Raw genomic sequence first — 16,055 nt, 5'->3', positions numbered from 1 at the left:
CCCTGTCCAAGATGATTTTGGATCGTGCGCCAAGCAACATGTCCAAGGTCTATTTCGGCCAGTCCGGGTCAGATGCCAATGAAACGAACATCAAACTTGTCTGGTATTACAACAACAGTTTGGGTCGCCCGGAAAAGAAAAAGATCATCTCGCGCTGGCGTGGCTATCATGGGTCGGGCCTTATGACGGGTTCATTGACTGGGCTTGAGCTGTTTCACAACAAGTTCGATTTGCCGCTTAGCCAAGTCATCCACACCGAGGCCCCGTATTATTTACGCGGTGCCACTGCTGGCATGTCCGAAGAAGAGTTTTCAGCCGATTGCGCTGCCAAGCTTGAGGAAATGATCTTGGCTGAAGGGCCGGATACGGTTGCGGCCTTTATTGGCGAGCCGGTGCTGGGCACGGGCGGTATTGTGCCCCCGCCCGCTGGTTACTGGGCCGCCATTCAGGCCGTGCTGAGGAAATATGACATTCTGTTAATCGCAGATGAGGTTGTCACCGGCTTTGGGCGGCTTGGTAGTATGTTTGGTGCCGATCACTATGGCATTGAAGCCGATATTATCACCATCGCCAAAGGTCTGACCTCGGCTTACGCACCATTATCCGGCTCAATCATATCGGATAGAATGTGGAAAGTGCTGGAGCAAGGCACCGACGAGAACGGCCCTATTGGTCATGGATGGACCTATTCGGCGCACCCGATTGGGGCCGCAGCTGGTGTGGCCAACCTGAAACTGATCGATGAAATGGGTCTGGTGGAAAACGCGAGTAAAACCGGTGCTTACCTCAAGCAACAACTCACCGAAGCTTTTGGTGATCACCCGAACGTGGCTGAGGTCCGTGGCGAGGGCCTGATGTGTGCGGTGGAGTTTGCCGAGAGCAAATCCCTAGTAGATTTCTTCGATCCGGCCAAGAAAATCGGCTATCAAATCTCCGCCGCAATGGCCTCGCGCAATGTCATTGCCCGTGCCATGCCCCAAGGTGACATCATCGGATTTGCGCCGCCACTATGCATTACATCGGACGAGGTGGATCACGTCGTATCCGCCGCAAAAGATGCCGTGCATGAGGTGCTGGGGTAAGTTTCACAAATCGTGACGGCGTAAAGAGAATGTGCGCCGTCACATTGTATCATTAGCAATCCTGTAAGCCGTTGATCTGCCTATACCGAGTTGTTTTGCCGCCTGTCCGGGTGTCATTCCGGCCTCAACAAGTTTTTGCAAAGCCGAAACGGTTTCAGGACCCAGTTTTGGTCGTCCCGGGTTTTTGCCGTGTTTTCGAGCCGCAGCGATACCATCTCGGGTGCGTTCGGAAATCAAACGCCGCTCAAAATGGGCGATGGCCCCGAATACATGGAACACCAGTTCCCCAGCCGCGCTTGATGTATCGAGCTTTTCTTCGAGGCTGATCAGGTTGATGCCGCGTGATTTTAGATCATCTACCGTTTCCAGTAATTCCTTCAAGGATCGCCCGAGTCGATCCAATCTGATAACACACAGGCTGTCTCCGGGGCGGGCAAAGTCGATCAAGCTTGCCAACCCAGGGCGGTCGAACTTTTTGCCTGAGATGACATCTTCAAAAACCCGGATGGCTCCGGCCACTTTCAGACGTTCGGTTTGTGCCGATGTGTTTTGCTCGGATGTCGAGACGCGGACATAGCCGAGGATGTCGCCAGTTCTGGTCATTTCAGATGTCTTTTTATTGTTCGTTTTAGGGACGCGCATCAAGTGGCGCTCAAATGGGTCGCATTTGGCATTATTTCTGTCTCTTTATTTGTCCCTATATTATAGCTTGTCCCAAAACCATCAATAACATTTTGAGGACACATCATGGCAAAACGTCACCTGTTATCATCAACCGCACGGAGAAGCTTCTTTGACATCCCGTCAGATATGGCGTCACTGGAACGATACTATGTTTTGGCCACGGATGATCTTGATCTGATTGGTTCGCGGCGAGGGGCAAAAACCGGCTGGGGTTTGCTGTCCACATCGCACTGCTTCGCCATCCGGGTCAAGGTTGGCGCGACAATGATCAAATCCCGCTGGAAGTTATTCACTGGCTTTCTGAGCAGATACATGTGTCGGCCTCTGTGCTGGATATTTATGGGGCCCGTGAAAGCACCCGGGCGGCGCACCGCGTTCTTGCCACGCAGCATCTTGGCCTCAGGCCGTTTCTGAGGGCAGACTTTAGAGCTGCGCTGAAATTGGCGACACAGGCGGCGTTTGGCACAGATGAAGGTGCTGCTATTATGCGTCGCCTGTTGGCGGGTTTGTCTGAGGCCAAGCTGGTATGTCCGGGCACTGTTACACTGGAACGTATTGGGTTAGCGGGTCAGGCACGGGCGCGACGATTGGCGGCACAGGACCTGAATGATACTTTGAATGTGGATCAGCGGGCAGCATTTACGAGACCTTCTTATAAAAGACCCGTCATTGGGAATATCACGATTGTCCTGGTTGCGCGGCATGCCGCATTCGACAAGTGTGGCCAGCCTGCATGGATTGTTAGATAGGCTGAAAATTTGTTCGCGCGATAGATGCCGTCATGCCGCGCATCCGCATTACAGAATTATTGTGGGACGTGGGGCGTCACACCGGCTTTCTCGATGCCTTCATTGATTTACGCTCAGGGCGTACTAATGCCAATCCCGCCACAGTTCTGACCTCAATCCTGGCTGGGGCAACCAACCTTGGATTGGAGCGCATGGCGCAAGCCTCTAAAAATGTGAGCCACGCCCAACTGTCTTGGGCTTCAAACTGGTATCTGCGCCCTGAAACTTACAGCGATGCTCTGACGCGAATTATTGATGCCCACCACGCTTTACCATTGGCGCAAGTCTGGGGCCGTGCTGAACACACGTCTTCTGATGGGCAGTTTTTTTTGCAGCCGCGCGCAACTCAGGTGAGATCAACGCAAAGTATGGGCCCGATCCCGGACTGAAAATCTATTCATTCCTGTCTGGTCAATACGGATCATTCCACTCAAGCGTGATCGGTGCCACATCAGGGGAAGCTCCGTTTGTGCTGGACGGGCTGATGGGGAATGCCGCCCAGTTCAACCCGCTGATCCATTATGTTGATACCGGTGGTGTGTCGGATCACGTCTTTGCTCTGTTCCATCTGCTTGGCTTAAAATTGGCACCTCGCTTACGAGATTTCCCAGATCGACGGCTGGCATGTTTTGGGAAGCCAAGTGTCTGGAAAGGGTTGTCACCCCTCATGGGCAAACCGATAAACGAAGAGGTTATTCTGAGCGACTGGGATGATGTCACCCGGCTGGCTGCCAGCGTAAAAGGCGGGTCCGTAAAACCCTCAGCCTTGCTGCGAAAATTGGGAGCCTACCGCCAACAAAACCGCCTCTATCTGGCCCTCGGAAAAATTGGTCGGATTGAACGCACCCTGTTCATGCTCGACTGGATAGAAAATCCGCAGCTACGGCAGGAATGTCAGGCGGGCCTGAATAAAGGCGAAGCGCGCCACACTCTGGCAAAAGCCGTCTTTGCCCATTCTCAGGGGCGCATTAATGACCGATCTCCAGATGCGCAGCAAAAACGGGCCATGGCGCTCAACCTTGTCATTGCCGCCATCATTTACTGGAACACGATGTATATGAATAAAGCGGCAGATCATTTGCGACAGGCTGGAAAACTTCCTGACCCAAGCCTGCTAAAGCATGTCTCGCCCTTGGGCTGGATATCAACCTTACAGGCGATTATGTCTGGGATTCTGGAGCCGCTGAACGCTCAAATGAGCGCCCACTGCACCTCAGCTATGCGAGAAAGTAGGGGCTGAAGATGCAAAATCAACCAAGTTCACCAAACGTTCCTCCTTAGCGTTACTCAGCGAACAAACCTTGCGATGACACCATCCTTGTCGGCATTGGCTATGGCATCGGTATGCCGGACCTTGGCTGAGCCGCGGGGGCGTTCGCGGTGCTGACGGCTTACGTGCGCGAGTTGGGCCGGGCCTCGGGTCAGGCGGCGGATTTCAGCGGCCCGATGGCCAAACCACACCGCATGGCCACCGTGACCGGTGCCGCGATCATCGCTGTGTTTGCGCCCCTGTGGGGTAGCAGCAATCAGGTGATGATGATTGCGCTGTGGGTGATTGCCATTGGGGCGCTGGTCACCGCGATCAGACGGTCTGCACGACTTGTTTCACAGCTCAATGGCTAGCTGAATAACGGATCACGCAGTTCCACCCCGAACGGGCGTGGCATCAGGCCCGACTGGAACCACGTAACAAAGGTATAGATTGAATAGACCGGCAGGCCGGTGATTTTTCTGATTTCGGCCGCATAGGGCACCATATTAGTACACTCCAACACAATCGCACCGATGTCGTCATAACGGTCCAGCAATTCCTTTGCCGCATCCAGCAGGTCCAGACGGCAAGCGGCGAAATCCATATCGGCCTCGTCATCCAGAATGGCGCGGTTAAATTCACGCCCTCCGTCGGTGCCGACAATGGGAATATCCAGCGGAACGTTGGCGGCCATAAGATGCGCTTTGGTCATAGAAACCTTGGAAATGGTGATGACGCCAACGCGTTTGCCTTTTGGCAGCAACGCCTGCACCATAGGCACTTGCATCAGTGACGAGGTGGCAACAGGCACCTTTGCCGCCGCCGCGACTTCGTCTTGTATCAATGATAGAAACCCGCAATTTGTGGTGATCCCGTCGACGCCCGAAGCCACCAGATCCTTGGCCGCATCAACGAACAGCCGGGTTAATCCAGCTCCGCCCTTACGCACTACAGCGTCAGGCGTTGCCCCGCGCACAACACGATATTGCACCGGAAACGGCCACGTCATCGCATTGCCAATGTCGCCAATGATGCGCGGGAATTGAGTTTCCAAAATCAGGATACCAACACTGGCCCCATAAACCGTTTTACCGCCGTGTTCCGTCGTCATACCCCTGCCCCTTTAGTTTGGCACGTAAAGTTGTGAATAGGCGATGCGCACCGCTTCGGTCGCTTCCTCGGACCGTTTTGCAATGTGGTTGTGCATCGCAGCCACTGCGCGTTCCGCATCCCGCGCCACCAGCGCCGCCACCACCTCGCCGTGTTGACCGTTGTTGACCAACCGTCGTTTGGCCATATCAATCAGCCGGATATAGCGGATGCGGGCGTTCAGATTGGCCAGCATCCGGCTGAGTTCGGCATTGCCCGCAAGGTCCGTCAGGCGCATATGGAATTCCTCGTCGCATGCCACCAGTCGCTCGGTCGTGCTGTTTTCCGTTACCAACTCTATGGCTGCATCAAGGTAGTCTTGCAACTCTTTGATATCACAATCGCTTGCGCGTTCAACAGCCAGTCGAACTGCATGGCATTCTACTGCCTGACGCGCATCATACAGGTCCAGAATTTTCTGCGGGTTTAGGGCGCAGTTGAAAAACCCCCTGCCCGTTTGAAAGGTTAAAAACCCTTCGGCGCTTAGGCGATTGAGCGCCTCGCGCACCGGTGTGCGACTTGCCCCTAAACGGCTGGCCAAAGTGCCCTCGTTGATCCGCTCCTCGGGCTTGAAATCAAAATTCATCACCATCACGCGCACCTGTTCATAGATGCTGTCAACGCTGCTGGTGCTTGTGGCCATCGGATTGTCCTCACTGTTCAAAATCAGTCATACACATAGGCTGTGAGTTGGCAATGCAGGTCTGAATAAATTATTGTATACAGTTTGGAATTCAGACGCTAGCGTTATGTAGTTCGCGGAATCACTCCGGTGGATGGGGGATAAATGACTGCCAACAAGAACACGTTGACCGGTGCGCAAGCTATGGTGCTGATGCTGCAGACCCACGGGGTCAAGCATATCTTTGGGCTGTGCGGCGACACCACCCTGCCGTTTTATGATGCCATGCGCGGACTGGATCATGGCATGACCCATGTGCTAACCCGTGACGAGCGCTGCGCCACCTATATGGCCGACGCCTATTCCCGCGTCACGGGGCGTGTTGGCGTGTGCGAAGGGCCATCGGGTGGGGGGGCGACCTACATCCTTCCGGGCCTGATCGAGGCAAATGACTCCTCCCACGCGGTGTTGGGCATCACCACAGATATCTCCGTCGCGTCCTACGGAAAATACCCCCTGACCGAGGTCGACCAAGACGCGCTAATGCGCCCGCTGACCAAATGGAACACGGTGATCAAACAGGCCGCCCACATCCCGCGTATGGTGCGCAAAGCGTTTCGCGCCATGTCGACAGCGCCCACAGGGGCGGCACATCTGGGCCTGCCCTATGACATCCAATATGACGCGGTGGATATGTCCGACATCTGGTCCGATCCTGCCTTGACCGCCTACCCCGCCTACCGCGCCACGCCAGATCAAGGGTCGATCGAGGCCGCAGTTGACGCAATCCTCTCCGCCAAATCGCCGCTGATCATTTGCGCAGGCGGTGTGGTGATTTCTGGGGCGTCCGAAGAACTGGACCGGCTGACCACACGGCTCGATATCCCCGTCGCCACCTCGATTTCAGGCCAAGGCAGTTTGGCCGAAACCCATGCGCAATGTCTGGGCGTGGTCGGGTCGAACGGCGGCACCGACGAAACGTGGGCATTGATGGAAGCCGCCGATCTGGTGGTGTTCATGGGCTGTCGTGCGGGCTCTACCACCACTTCGCGGTGGGAGGCCCCGAAACAAGGCGCGCGGATCGTACATTTTGATGCGGACCCGATGGTGATTGGCGCAAACTACCAGACCGAAGTCGGCGTGGTGGGCGATTTGAAAGCCGCGCTAAGCGCGGTGAACGCAGAGCTGGACAAACGCGGCCAAGGGGCCACGACGTTCGGCGGTGCGGCAGCGGTGACCGAGGCCAAGAAGCGCAAGTTTGAAGCCTTCGATGCGCTGGCCACAAGCAACGAGAGCCCGATCCGCCCCGAACGGGTGATCGCCACAATGATGCAGGTGTTGCCACAGGACGCGACCATCCTGTCCGACCCCGGCACCTCCTGCCCCTATTTCTCGGCCTTTTACCAGCTGCCAATGTCAGGTCGCAGGTTCATCACCAACCGTGCGCATGGGGCCTTGGGTTATTCACTCAGCGCCGCCCTTGGTGCTTGGTATGGGCGGCCGGATAGCAAGGTTGTGGCGATGATGGGCGATGGGTCATTCGGGTTCACAGTGGGCGAACTTGAAACCGTGGTGCGGGTGGGCGCGCCGATCACCTATATCGTGTTTTCCAACGCATCCTTTGGCTGGATCAAGGCCAGTCAGGAATGCGATGTCGGGGCGCGGTATTATAACGTCGATTTCAACCGTACCGATCACGCCAAAATCGCCAGCGCTTACGGGGTGAAATCATGGACTGTTTCCGACCCTGCCGATCTGCCCCGCGTGATGCGCGAAGCGATAGAGTTTGACGGCCCGACGCTGATTGATATCATCACCCAACCGCTTGAAGAAACCCGCGCGCCCGTGCGCCGCTGGATGGGATGACGTCGTGAAAACCGCACAAAATATCGCTGTAATCGGGGCTGGCATCGTCGGGGTGTCCACCGCAATATGGCTGATGCGGGCCGGAAAAACCGTCACCCTGATTGACCGCGCCGCCCCCGGTGAAGGCACCTCGCATGGCAACGGCGGCGTATTGGCGTCCTGCGCAATGGTGCCAGTTACGACACCGGGGCTGGGCATGAAGGGACCAAAACTGTTGCTGGATCGCACTTTCCCGCTGTTCCTGCGCTGGACCTATCTGCCGCGCCTGTACCCGTGGCTGCGCAAATATATGGGGTATGCCAATGACAGCGATACGCGCCGCATTGCCAAGGGGCTGACCACCATTGTCGCCGACAGCGTTGAACAACACGAGGCACTGGCAAAAGGCACATTGGCCGAGAAATGGCTGAAGCTGTCAGATTACACGTTCGCTTACACGGATCGTGCCGCATATGAGGCCGACGCTTATGTCTGGGGCTTGCGCAAAATTGCTGGTTTCACACCAGAAATCATCGAAGGCGACGCGGTGCATGAATATGAGCCTGCGCTGGGGCCTGACTTCAAATTCCTTGCGGTGATGAAGGGACATGGCCACATCAGAGACCCCGGCGGATATGTCAAAGATCTGGCGCGTGAATTCGAGAGCATGGGCGGCACCATCCTGCGCACCGAAGTTCAGGATTTTGATCTGGTAGAAGGCGTGGTGCGTTGTGTGACCACCGGTCAGGGTGAAATACCTTGTGACGCGGCGGTGCTGACGACCGGCGTCTGGTCAAAATCGCTGGCCGATAAACTGGGCCTGAATGTGCCGCTGGAATCCGAGCGCGGCTATCACATCATTTTCAAAAACCCGAACCAGCAGCTCAAGACTCCGCTGATGATCACCACAGGAAAATTCGTCGCCACGCCAATGGCCGATGGCTTGCGCTGTGCGGGGATTGTCGAATTTGGCGGGCTAAAGGCTGGTGCCTCCAAAGCCCCGCTAAAATTCCTGCGCCGTGCTGTAGCCCAAGCATTTCCTGACCTGACCTATGACGACAGCATCGAGTGGATGGGCCACCGCCCTGCCCCCGCCGACAGCCTGCCGTTGATCGGCGAAATCGGGCGCACGGGTGTCTTTGCCGGATTTGGCCATCATCACATAGGGTTGACAGGTGGCCCAAAAACAGGCCGCATGATTGCGGACATGATCACACGGGGGGAATCGAATCTGAATACTGCCCCGTTTGACCCACAACGATTTAGCAAATGACGCCGAACAATGGTGCGTTGCTATGAACGATTACGATTAACCAAAGGGAGAACGACGATGAAGAAAACACTGAAAACACTGGCGGGTTCCGCCACGATTGCGGCCACTGCGGCCCTGTCGGCTGCCCCCGTGATGGCCGAAAAATGGGATATGCCACTGGCCTATTCCGCCACCAACTTCCATTCGGCCACAGCGGCTGAATTTGCATCCTGCGTCACCACCGGTACCGGCGGCGAGATTGAAATCGTCACACATCCGTCGGGATCACTGTTCAAAGGCGGCGACATCAAACGCGCCATTCAAACCGGTCAAGCGCCGATTGGCGAGCGCCTGTTGTCCGGCCACCAGAACGAGAACGCGATCTTTGGTGTGGATTCCATTCCATTCCTGGCCACCTCTTTCGATGACGCGGCAAAACTGTGGAAAGCCGCCAAACCGACGCTGACAAAGGTGCTGGCTGACCAAAACCTGACACTGCTTTATTCGGTGCCATGGCCACCACAGGGGTTGTATTTCAAGAAAGAAGTGAACTCGGTTGCTGATATGGCCGGCATCAAGTTCCGCTCCTACAATAGCGCCACCGCACGTCTGGCAGAATTAACAGGAATGTTGCCGGTGTCGGTTGAAGCGGCCGAAATCAGCCAAGCCTTTGCAACGGGAGTTGCCGAAGCAATGGTTTCGTCCGGCTCCACCGGTTATGACCGCAAGGTCTGGGAAAGCCTGACCCATTTCTACGAGGTCGACGCATGGCTGCCGCGCAATTACATCATGGTGAATTCCGATGTTTGGGCCGCGACAAGTGACGCCAATAAAAACGTCATCAATGCATGTGCGACATTCGCTGAATATGCAGGCACCTGGCGGTCCAAGGAATACACTGGTTTCACCCTGCAAGGCTTGCGTGACGGTGGCATGACCGTCGGGCCAGCAGGTGACGCGCTGGTGGGCGAGCTGAAAGATATCGGTGCCACTATGACGGCTGAATGGCTGGAAGCGGCGGGGGCAGAAGGTGCCTCAATCGTCGATGCGTTCAAGGCGATGCAATAAGCCAAATGATTGGGGCCGCACTATTGGGTGCGGCCCTACTTCTTTCTAAACGGGGGATATGGTTTTGCAAAAATCAATACGCACAGGTCTGGACCTGCTTTATGAATTTTCGGGCATCATGGCGGCCCTTAGCCTGATCGCCATTCTATTTCTGATTGTCGTTCAAATGCTGGCCCGCTGGACTGGCGAAGTTTTCCCCGGTGCGCCCGATTACGCCGGTTATGCGATGGCTGCGGCCTCGTTTCTGGCCTTTGCCAGCGCGCTGAACAAAGGTGCCCATATCCGCGTGTCGATTGTGCTGAACATGCTGCCCAAGCGCGCCCGCTGGTTTCTGGAAATCTGGTGCTTTGGCGTCGGCACCGCAATTGCATGGTATTTCGTGTTTTACGCCCAGAAATTTGCCTATTGGTCATGGAAATTCAACGACATTTCCCAAGGACAGGATAAAACCGCGCTGTGGATACCCCAAAGCCTGATGGTGATCGGTGCTGTGATCTTTGCGATTGCCCTGACCGATAACCTGATCAGCCTGCTGTTTAAAGGCCACCACCGGATCGTCCGTGAGGGCGATGAAAGCTATTCGGAGTAATCGGCATGGAAAACGTATCAATCATCATTCTGTTTTTGTTCGTTCTGTTCACGCTGCTTGGGTCCGGCGTCTGGGTCGGGCTGGCCCTGATGGGGGTTGCATGGTTCGGGATGGAAATGTTCACCACGCGCCCCGTCGGCGACGTGATGCTGACCACGATCTGGACGTCATCGTCCAGTTGGACCCTGACCGCCCTGCCCCTGTTTATCTGGATGGGTGAAGTCCTGTATCGAACCCGATTATCCGAGGACATGTTCCGCGGGCTATCGCCGTGGATGGCGCGCCTGCCAGGCGGATTGGTGCACACCAATATCGCGGGCTGCACCGTGTTTGCCGCTGTGTCCGGATCATCGGCCGCCACGCTGACCACGGTCGGCAAAATGTCGATCCCCGAACTGCGCAAACGCAACTATCCAGAAAAAATGATCATCGGCACATTGGCGGGCGCTGCCACGCTGGGCCTGATGATCCCGCCCTCGCTGACCCTGATTGTTTATGGCGTTACGATCAACGAAAGCATCACCAAGCTGTTCTTTGCCGGTATTCTGCCGGGTATCGTTCTGGCGTCGATGTTCATGGGGTATGTGGCGATCTATTCCAAGGTGGCCAAGGACTGGAACCCGACGCCTGAGCCCAAAATGACCTTCCGCGAGAAGATTGAAAACTCGCGGTTCTTATTGCCGGTGATCAGTCTGATCGTGGTGGTGATCGGTTCGATGTATCTGGGCTATGCCACCGCCACCGAGGCCGCCGCCTTTGGCGTTATCGGCTCAATGCTGCTCGCCGCAGGACAGCGTTCATTGACGTGGAAAACCTTTACCCAAGCCCTGATGGGCGCCACACGGACCTCGGCGATGATTGCGCTGATTTTGGCGGGGGCATCGTTCCTGTCATTGTCTATGGGGTTCACCGGATTGCCGCGCGGGTTGGCCGATATGATTGGCCAATGGGATCTGACACGCTTTGAACTGCTGATGGTGTTGCTGGTGTTCTACATCATTCTGGGGATGTTTCTGGACGGAATCTCGTCAGTAGTGTTGACCATGGCCGTGGTGGAGCCAATGATCCGCGACGCGGGCATTGACCTGATCTGGTTCGGTATTTTCATCGTTGTGGTGATCGAAATGGCGCAGATTACGCCGCCCATCGGGTTTAACCTGTTTGTGCTGCAAGGTATGACAGATCACGAAATGGGGTTTATCGCCAAGGCCGCAATTCCAATGTTCCTGATCATGGTTCTGATGGTGTTTGTTCTGGTCCTGTTTCCAGAACTGGCAACCTACCTGCCCGATAATATGCGAACGATCAACTCGAGATAGCGCGCCTATCTCGAGCATTCCGTAATTTTTCCATATGTTTTAGTATGGCTTCTTATGTGTAGGGAAAATCCTGTAATCTACTGATGGAGTCCCGTCCAAAAACGCGCTAGCGGTCAACCTGATATTGGCCACCGTGCAACCGGACGGGCCACGGATCAGGCAACACATAAGAAGAATGCGGGATATGAACGAGGTCAGAGAAAATCTGTCGGTGCTTTTCGTGGGCAACATTGGTCACAAGCTGCCTAAAATTAACAATACCAAATTTTGCACCTATGATGAATTGTCCGCTGAATTCCTTTTGGATAGGCAGCCCGATATCAGCCTGTCCCCGCTGGTTAGCGCCCATTTTGATATGATGGATCTGGCCATCAGGCTGGATCATCTGAACTTTGTGGGGCGCGTCAGGGCGATAACCCCGCCCCTACCCGACCCCGGTCTGATTTTACGCGAAATCAGGTTCGAATGTCCGGCGCTGGATTTCGATCTGATCGAAGTTTCGTCAGTGCAAAAATTGTGGTGCGTTTAAGATAAGACTTGGCATGGTTGGGTGTTTTCCTAACCGGAAAAACTGTCGAGGATCGGGCAGTCCGGCCGATTATCACCACGGCATTCCTTGGCCACGCGGGCCAATTCGTCACGTAGTTTGTGCAGCTCTTCCAGCTTTTCGTCAATCTGTTCCAGACGCGTTAGCGCCATTGCTTTTACATCGCGGCTCGAGCGGAATTTATCCTGATACAACCCCAGCAATTCACGGCAATCTTTGACCGAAAAATCAAAGGCACGGGCGCGGCGAATAAAGGTCAGTTTGCTGACCTCAGGCGCACCGTATATCCGGTACCCCGCCTCACTGCGCCCCTGTGGTTCGACCAGACCAATGTCGGCGTAATAGCGCACGGTTTTGACTGGCAACCCCGCCTGTTCTGCAGCTTGTCCTACGTTCATAATGCCCTCCAAAACCTTCCATTTACTGGAAAGTGTAGTGGCTGTATACGACCGGATCAACTGTGTTATTTTTCCGGTATCAACCCGCGCGGCGAAAACCGCAAAACCAACAACAGGATCAGCCCCATCGTCAGCAACCGCATATGCGCAACACTGTCCAGCAGATGTGCCTTCAGGGCTGACCCTTCGGCCATTGGCGATGTAATCACCTGCATCAGCCACGCGCCCATCGGCTCGACCTCGACCCACAGGAACCAGATCAGAAACCCGCCCAGAACAGCCCCCCAGTTATTGCCGGAACCACCAACAATCACCATCACCCAGATCAGGAAAGTATAGCGCAACGGCTGATACGAACTGGGGATCAACTGACCATCCAGCGTCGCCATCATCGCGCCGGCAATGCCACAGACGGCGGACCCCAGAATGAAGATTTGCAAGTGCCGCGCGGTCACGTCTTTGCCCATTGCTTCGGCGGCGACCTCGTTATCGCGGATCGCCCGCATCATCCGGCCCCACGGTGAATTCAACGCCTTTTGCGTGAGCCACAGGATCATCAGCAACACGACAGTGAACAGCAATGAGTAGCCCAGTTTGACGTAAAGCGTTGACGCCATAACCGGATCCAGACCCAATGATGACGCGCTTTCAACAAAGCTAGCGCTGTTTTGCAAATCAATCTCGTAGGGCACAACGGGGGCGGGTCGCGGGATGCCGATCACGTTTTTCACACCGCGGCTCAACCAGTCTTCGTTCTTCATCACGGCCACAACAATTTCGGCAATCCCCAGCGTCGCAATTGCCAAATAATCTGACCGCAAGCCCAATGCGGTTTTACCGATGATCCACGCAGCCCCAGCGGCCAAAATGCCCCCTACAGGCCAAGCAAACAACACCGGCAAACCCAGCCCGCCCAGATAACCCGTTGTCGCCGGTTTAACGGATTCGATCGCATCAACCGCCGGATCAAGCACCCAGCGGTAAACGAAGAACCCGCCAATCAGCAGCGCCATTGTGGCAATGGAGCGCGCCCGCCCCGCCGCCATCCGGCCCCGCATCAGGATCGTGGCAACGATGGTCAGCGCCCCCAGCACCAGTGCCAGCAGCACCCGAAAACCGCCCGCCGAAACGGCCTCGGTTGTGGGGGGCATGGCGATCAGCACTGTCGCCAATCCGCCAAGCGCCACAAAGCCCATGATGCCGATATTGAACAATCCGGCAAAGCCCCATTGCAGGTTCACCCCCAGCGACATAATCGCCGAGACCAGACCCATGTTCAGGATCACCAGCGCGGTGTTCCAGCTTTGCATGAAACCGACCAGCAGGATCATCACGCCAACGGCTGCAAACAGCCCGATATTTCTCCAATTCACGCTCATACCGATTTCCCCTTAAACAGCCCTGTCGGTTTGAACAGCAGCACGATGATCAGAATGGCAAAGGACACCGCGAATTTGTAATCGGTCGATAGCAGTTGCACCAACCCGCTGGGGTCCAGACTATCGGGCGCCAGATACGTCAGCACCTTTTTCCACGCATAGGTTATGGTGACCTCGGAAAAAGCGATCACAAAGCCGCCCGCGATGGCCCCGATCGGGCTGCCCAGCCCGCCGACGATGGCGGACGCGAAAATCGGCAACAACAGTTGGAAATAGGTGAACGGTTTGAACGATTTATCCAATCCATACAGCACGCCCGCGATGGTGGTCAGCGCGGCCACGATCAGCCAGACATACATCACCACCCGTTCAGGGTTGATGCCCGACAGCAGCGCCAAATCCTCGTTATCGGAAAACGCCCGCATGGATTTGCCAGTGCGGGTGCGGTTCAGGAACCAGAATAGCGCGATCACCACGATGATGGCGGTGACGATGGTGATACCTTGCGAGGTTTTGAACGCCAGCCCTTCGTTCAAACCCGACCATTCCTTGAATTCCCGCGCCTTGATGATAAACCGCTGCCCATCGGCAAAGCGTTGATCGCCCGGCCCAATGATGAACCGAACCAGCCCGTTCATGATGAACATCACGCCCATTGATACGATCACAAGGATCACCGGCGCGGCCTTTTGTTTTCGGTAAAACCTGTAAACCACGCGGTCGGTGAACAGCAGCAACAGCGCGGTGCCCGCAATGCCGAACGGCAGCGCCAGCAGGGCTGTGGGCAATGGGCCAAGGTTGATGCCCATGCTCTGGAACCACCATGTAAACAGAATGGTCACCATCGCGCCGAACGCCATGGTGTCGCCGTGGGCAAAGTTGGAAAAGCGCAGGATGCCGTAGATCAACGTGACCCCCAGCGCGCCCAGAGCCAGCTGACTGCCATAGGCAATCGCAGGGATCAGGACGTAGTTTGAAAGGGCCACGATGGCGTTTAGGAAGTCCAATTCAACTCTCCAATCTTATGCATTTTCCACTGTATTGGCTCGGAGCGGGTGCTCCTAAGATCACAGTGTTGCGGCTATGAATTGCCTCACCCGTATTTAAGATGGTAGTGGATTGAACCGCACCAGTGGGAAGTGATTCAATAAATGTAAGTGCCTCATATCCGTTGTGAACAAGCACTGGTGAAAGTCCACTATTTCCAATCATAAAAGCATCCTTAGTAATAGTATCTAACAAAAATTTGAAACTAAATTCAGTGGCTTCGCAATACTCAACATCAACACATACCATTTCGAATTTGCATTCATATTCTATAGCCTCAGCGCTCCCAAGCTTAGGTATAATTACTAGCAACATAACAAGCCAAAAGGTTTGTTTCATGACCTCATCCCCCCAAAAAACTTCTGCGCACTTCGGGATCGTCCAGCAGCGCTTGGCCCGTGTCGGTGAACCGGTTGCGCCCCTGCACCAGAACGTAACCCTTGTCGGCGATCTCCAATGCTTGTCGGGCGTTTTGCTCGACCATCAGAATCGAAATGCCGCTGCGCGCCACCTCGATGATCCGGTCGAACAATTCGTCCATCACAATCGGCGAAACGCCGGCTGTGGGTTCGTCCAGCATCAGCACTTGTGGCTGGGTCATCAGCGCACGGCCAAAAGCGACCTGCTGGCGTTGCCCGCCAGACAGTTCGCCCGCCGCTTGCAGCCGTTTGTCGCGCAGGATCGGGAACAGCTCATAAACTTGCTCTATCGTCTGTTGGATATCATCGCGACGCAGAAAAGCGCCCATTTCCAGATTTTCCTCGACCGTAAGCGAGGTAAACACGTTGTTATTCTGCGGCACAAACCCCATGCCCGCTTTAACGCGGTCTTGTGGGGAAAGGGCGGAAATATCGTTCCCATCCAGCATCACGCGGCCTTTGTGGATGTCCAGCATCCCGAAGACCGCCTTCATCGCCGTGGATTTACCAGCCCCGTTCGGGCCAACAATCACGGCGATCTCACCTTTTTCAACAGCGATGGTACAGTCATGCAGAATATCCGCACCGCCATAGCCGCCAGTCATATTTTCACCG

General features: G+C 55.4%; 17 protein-coding genes and 1 pseudogene. 10 read left to right on the top strand and 8 right to left on the bottom strand.

Going from position 1 to position 16,055, the window contains the following annotated elements:
- Positions 1–1,082, top strand: a 1,082-nt coding sequence (locus ACWB12_RS00090) for an aminotransferase class III-fold pyridoxal phosphate-dependent enzyme (protein WP_479528014.1), incomplete at its 5' end; no start/stop codon positions are given.
- Positions 1,083–1,121: 39 nt separating this feature from the next.
- On the opposite strand, the gene ACWB12_RS00085 is transcribed toward ACWB12_RS00090, so the two are convergent.
- Positions 1,122–1,685: a recombinase family protein gene (locus ACWB12_RS00085; protein ID WP_479528013.1), complete on the bottom strand. Its 564-nt coding sequence runs from the start codon at positions 1,683–1,685 to the stop codon at positions 1,122–1,124.
- A 287-nt stretch (positions 1,686–1,972) separates the two neighbouring features.
- Between ACWB12_RS00085 and ACWB12_RS00080 the strand changes: the two genes are divergently transcribed.
- The 3 genes and pseudogenes from ACWB12_RS00080 (at position 1,973) to ACWB12_RS00070 (ending at position 4,177) form a co-directional block, all read left to right on the top strand.
- Positions 1,973–2,515 (top strand): DUF4158 domain-containing protein, encoded by a 543-nt coding sequence (locus tag ACWB12_RS00080; RefSeq protein ID WP_479528015.1) that lies wholly within the window; start codon positions 1,973–1,975, stop codon positions 2,513–2,515.
- A gap of 14 nt (positions 2,516–2,529) precedes the next feature.
- Positions 2,530–3,787, top strand: a pseudogene (locus tag ACWB12_RS00075) (Tn3 family transposase); the annotation flags it as partial.
- 147 nt (positions 3,788–3,934) lie between these two features.
- Positions 3,935–4,177, top strand: a complete 243-nt coding sequence (locus ACWB12_RS00070) for a hypothetical protein (protein WP_479528012.1) — start codon at positions 3,935–3,937, stop codon at positions 4,175–4,177.
- Here ACWB12_RS00070 and ACWB12_RS00065 read toward each other — a convergent pair.
- Positions 4,174–4,917: an aspartate/glutamate racemase family protein gene (locus ACWB12_RS00065; RefSeq protein ID WP_479528011.1), complete on the bottom strand. Its 744-nt coding sequence runs from the start codon at positions 4,915–4,917 to the stop codon at positions 4,174–4,176. The two genes, ACWB12_RS00070 and ACWB12_RS00065, sit on opposite strands and share 4 nt — an antisense overlap.
- Before the next feature lie 12 nt (positions 4,918–4,929).
- On the bottom strand, positions 4,930–5,598 hold the full coding sequence (locus ACWB12_RS00060) for a GntR family transcriptional regulator (RefSeq protein ID WP_479528010.1): 669 nt from the start codon (positions 5,596–5,598) through the stop codon (positions 4,930–4,932).
- Positions 5,599–5,742: 144 nt separating this feature from the next.
- Between ACWB12_RS00060 and ACWB12_RS00055 the strand changes: the two genes are divergently transcribed.
- From ACWB12_RS00055 to ACWB12_RS00030, 6 genes are all read left to right on the top strand, one after another.
- Complete coding sequence (locus tag ACWB12_RS00055; protein ID WP_479528009.1) at positions 5,743–7,443, top strand: thiamine pyrophosphate-binding protein; 1,701 nt, start codon at positions 5,743–5,745, stop codon at positions 7,441–7,443.
- Positions 7,444–7,447: 4 nt separating this feature from the next.
- Positions 7,448–8,695: an NAD(P)/FAD-dependent oxidoreductase gene (locus ACWB12_RS00050; protein WP_479528008.1), complete on the top strand. Its 1,248-nt coding sequence runs from the start codon at positions 7,448–7,450 to the stop codon at positions 8,693–8,695.
- A gap of 57 nt (positions 8,696–8,752) precedes the next feature.
- Positions 8,753–9,742: a TRAP transporter substrate-binding protein gene (locus ACWB12_RS00045; protein WP_479528007.1), complete on the top strand. Its 990-nt coding sequence runs from the start codon at positions 8,753–8,755 to the stop codon at positions 9,740–9,742.
- 58 nt (positions 9,743–9,800) lie between these two features.
- Positions 9,801–10,331 (top strand): TRAP transporter small permease, encoded by a 531-nt coding sequence (locus ACWB12_RS00040; RefSeq protein ID WP_479528006.1) that lies wholly within the window; start codon positions 9,801–9,803, stop codon positions 10,329–10,331.
- A gap of 5 nt (positions 10,332–10,336) precedes the next feature.
- On the top strand, positions 10,337–11,650 hold the full coding sequence (locus ACWB12_RS00035; protein ID WP_479528005.1) for a TRAP transporter large permease: 1,314 nt from the start codon (positions 10,337–10,339) through the stop codon (positions 11,648–11,650).
- A 184-nt stretch (positions 11,651–11,834) separates the two neighbouring features.
- Positions 11,835–12,179: a hypothetical protein gene (locus tag ACWB12_RS00030; RefSeq protein ID WP_479528004.1), complete on the top strand. Its 345-nt coding sequence runs from the start codon at positions 11,835–11,837 to the stop codon at positions 12,177–12,179.
- 29 nt (positions 12,180–12,208) lie between these two features.
- On the opposite strand, the gene ACWB12_RS00025 is transcribed toward ACWB12_RS00030, so the two are convergent.
- From ACWB12_RS00025 to ACWB12_RS00005, 5 genes are all read right to left on the bottom strand, one after another.
- Positions 12,209–12,595 carry a MerR family DNA-binding protein gene (locus ACWB12_RS00025; protein WP_479528003.1) on the bottom strand — a complete coding sequence of 129 codons (387 nt, stop codon included), beginning with the start codon at positions 12,593–12,595 and terminating at the stop codon, positions 12,209–12,211.
- A gap of 65 nt (positions 12,596–12,660) precedes the next feature.
- Complete coding sequence (locus ACWB12_RS00020) at positions 12,661–13,974, bottom strand: branched-chain amino acid ABC transporter permease (RefSeq protein ID WP_479528002.1); 1,314 nt, start codon at positions 13,972–13,974, stop codon at positions 12,661–12,663.
- Positions 13,971–14,981 carry a branched-chain amino acid ABC transporter permease gene (locus ACWB12_RS00015; RefSeq protein ID WP_479528001.1) on the bottom strand — a complete coding sequence of 337 codons (1,011 nt, stop codon included), beginning with the start codon at positions 14,979–14,981 and terminating at the stop codon, positions 13,971–13,973. The genes ACWB12_RS00020 and ACWB12_RS00015 overlap by 4 nt, the downstream gene beginning before the upstream one ends.
- A 1-nt stretch (position 14,982) precedes the next feature.
- Positions 14,983–15,360, bottom strand: coding sequence for a hypothetical protein (locus tag ACWB12_RS00010; protein WP_479528000.1), 378 nt, complete (start codon positions 15,358–15,360; stop codon positions 14,983–14,985).
- Positions 15,361–15,364: 4 nt separating this feature from the next.
- On the bottom strand, positions 15,365–16,055 hold a 691-nt coding region (locus ACWB12_RS00005), incomplete at its 5' end, for an ABC transporter ATP-binding protein (RefSeq protein WP_479527999.1).

The organism is Profundibacter sp. (assembly GCF_056498605.1).
This window is presented reverse-complemented; position numbering and strand designations above follow the sequence as displayed.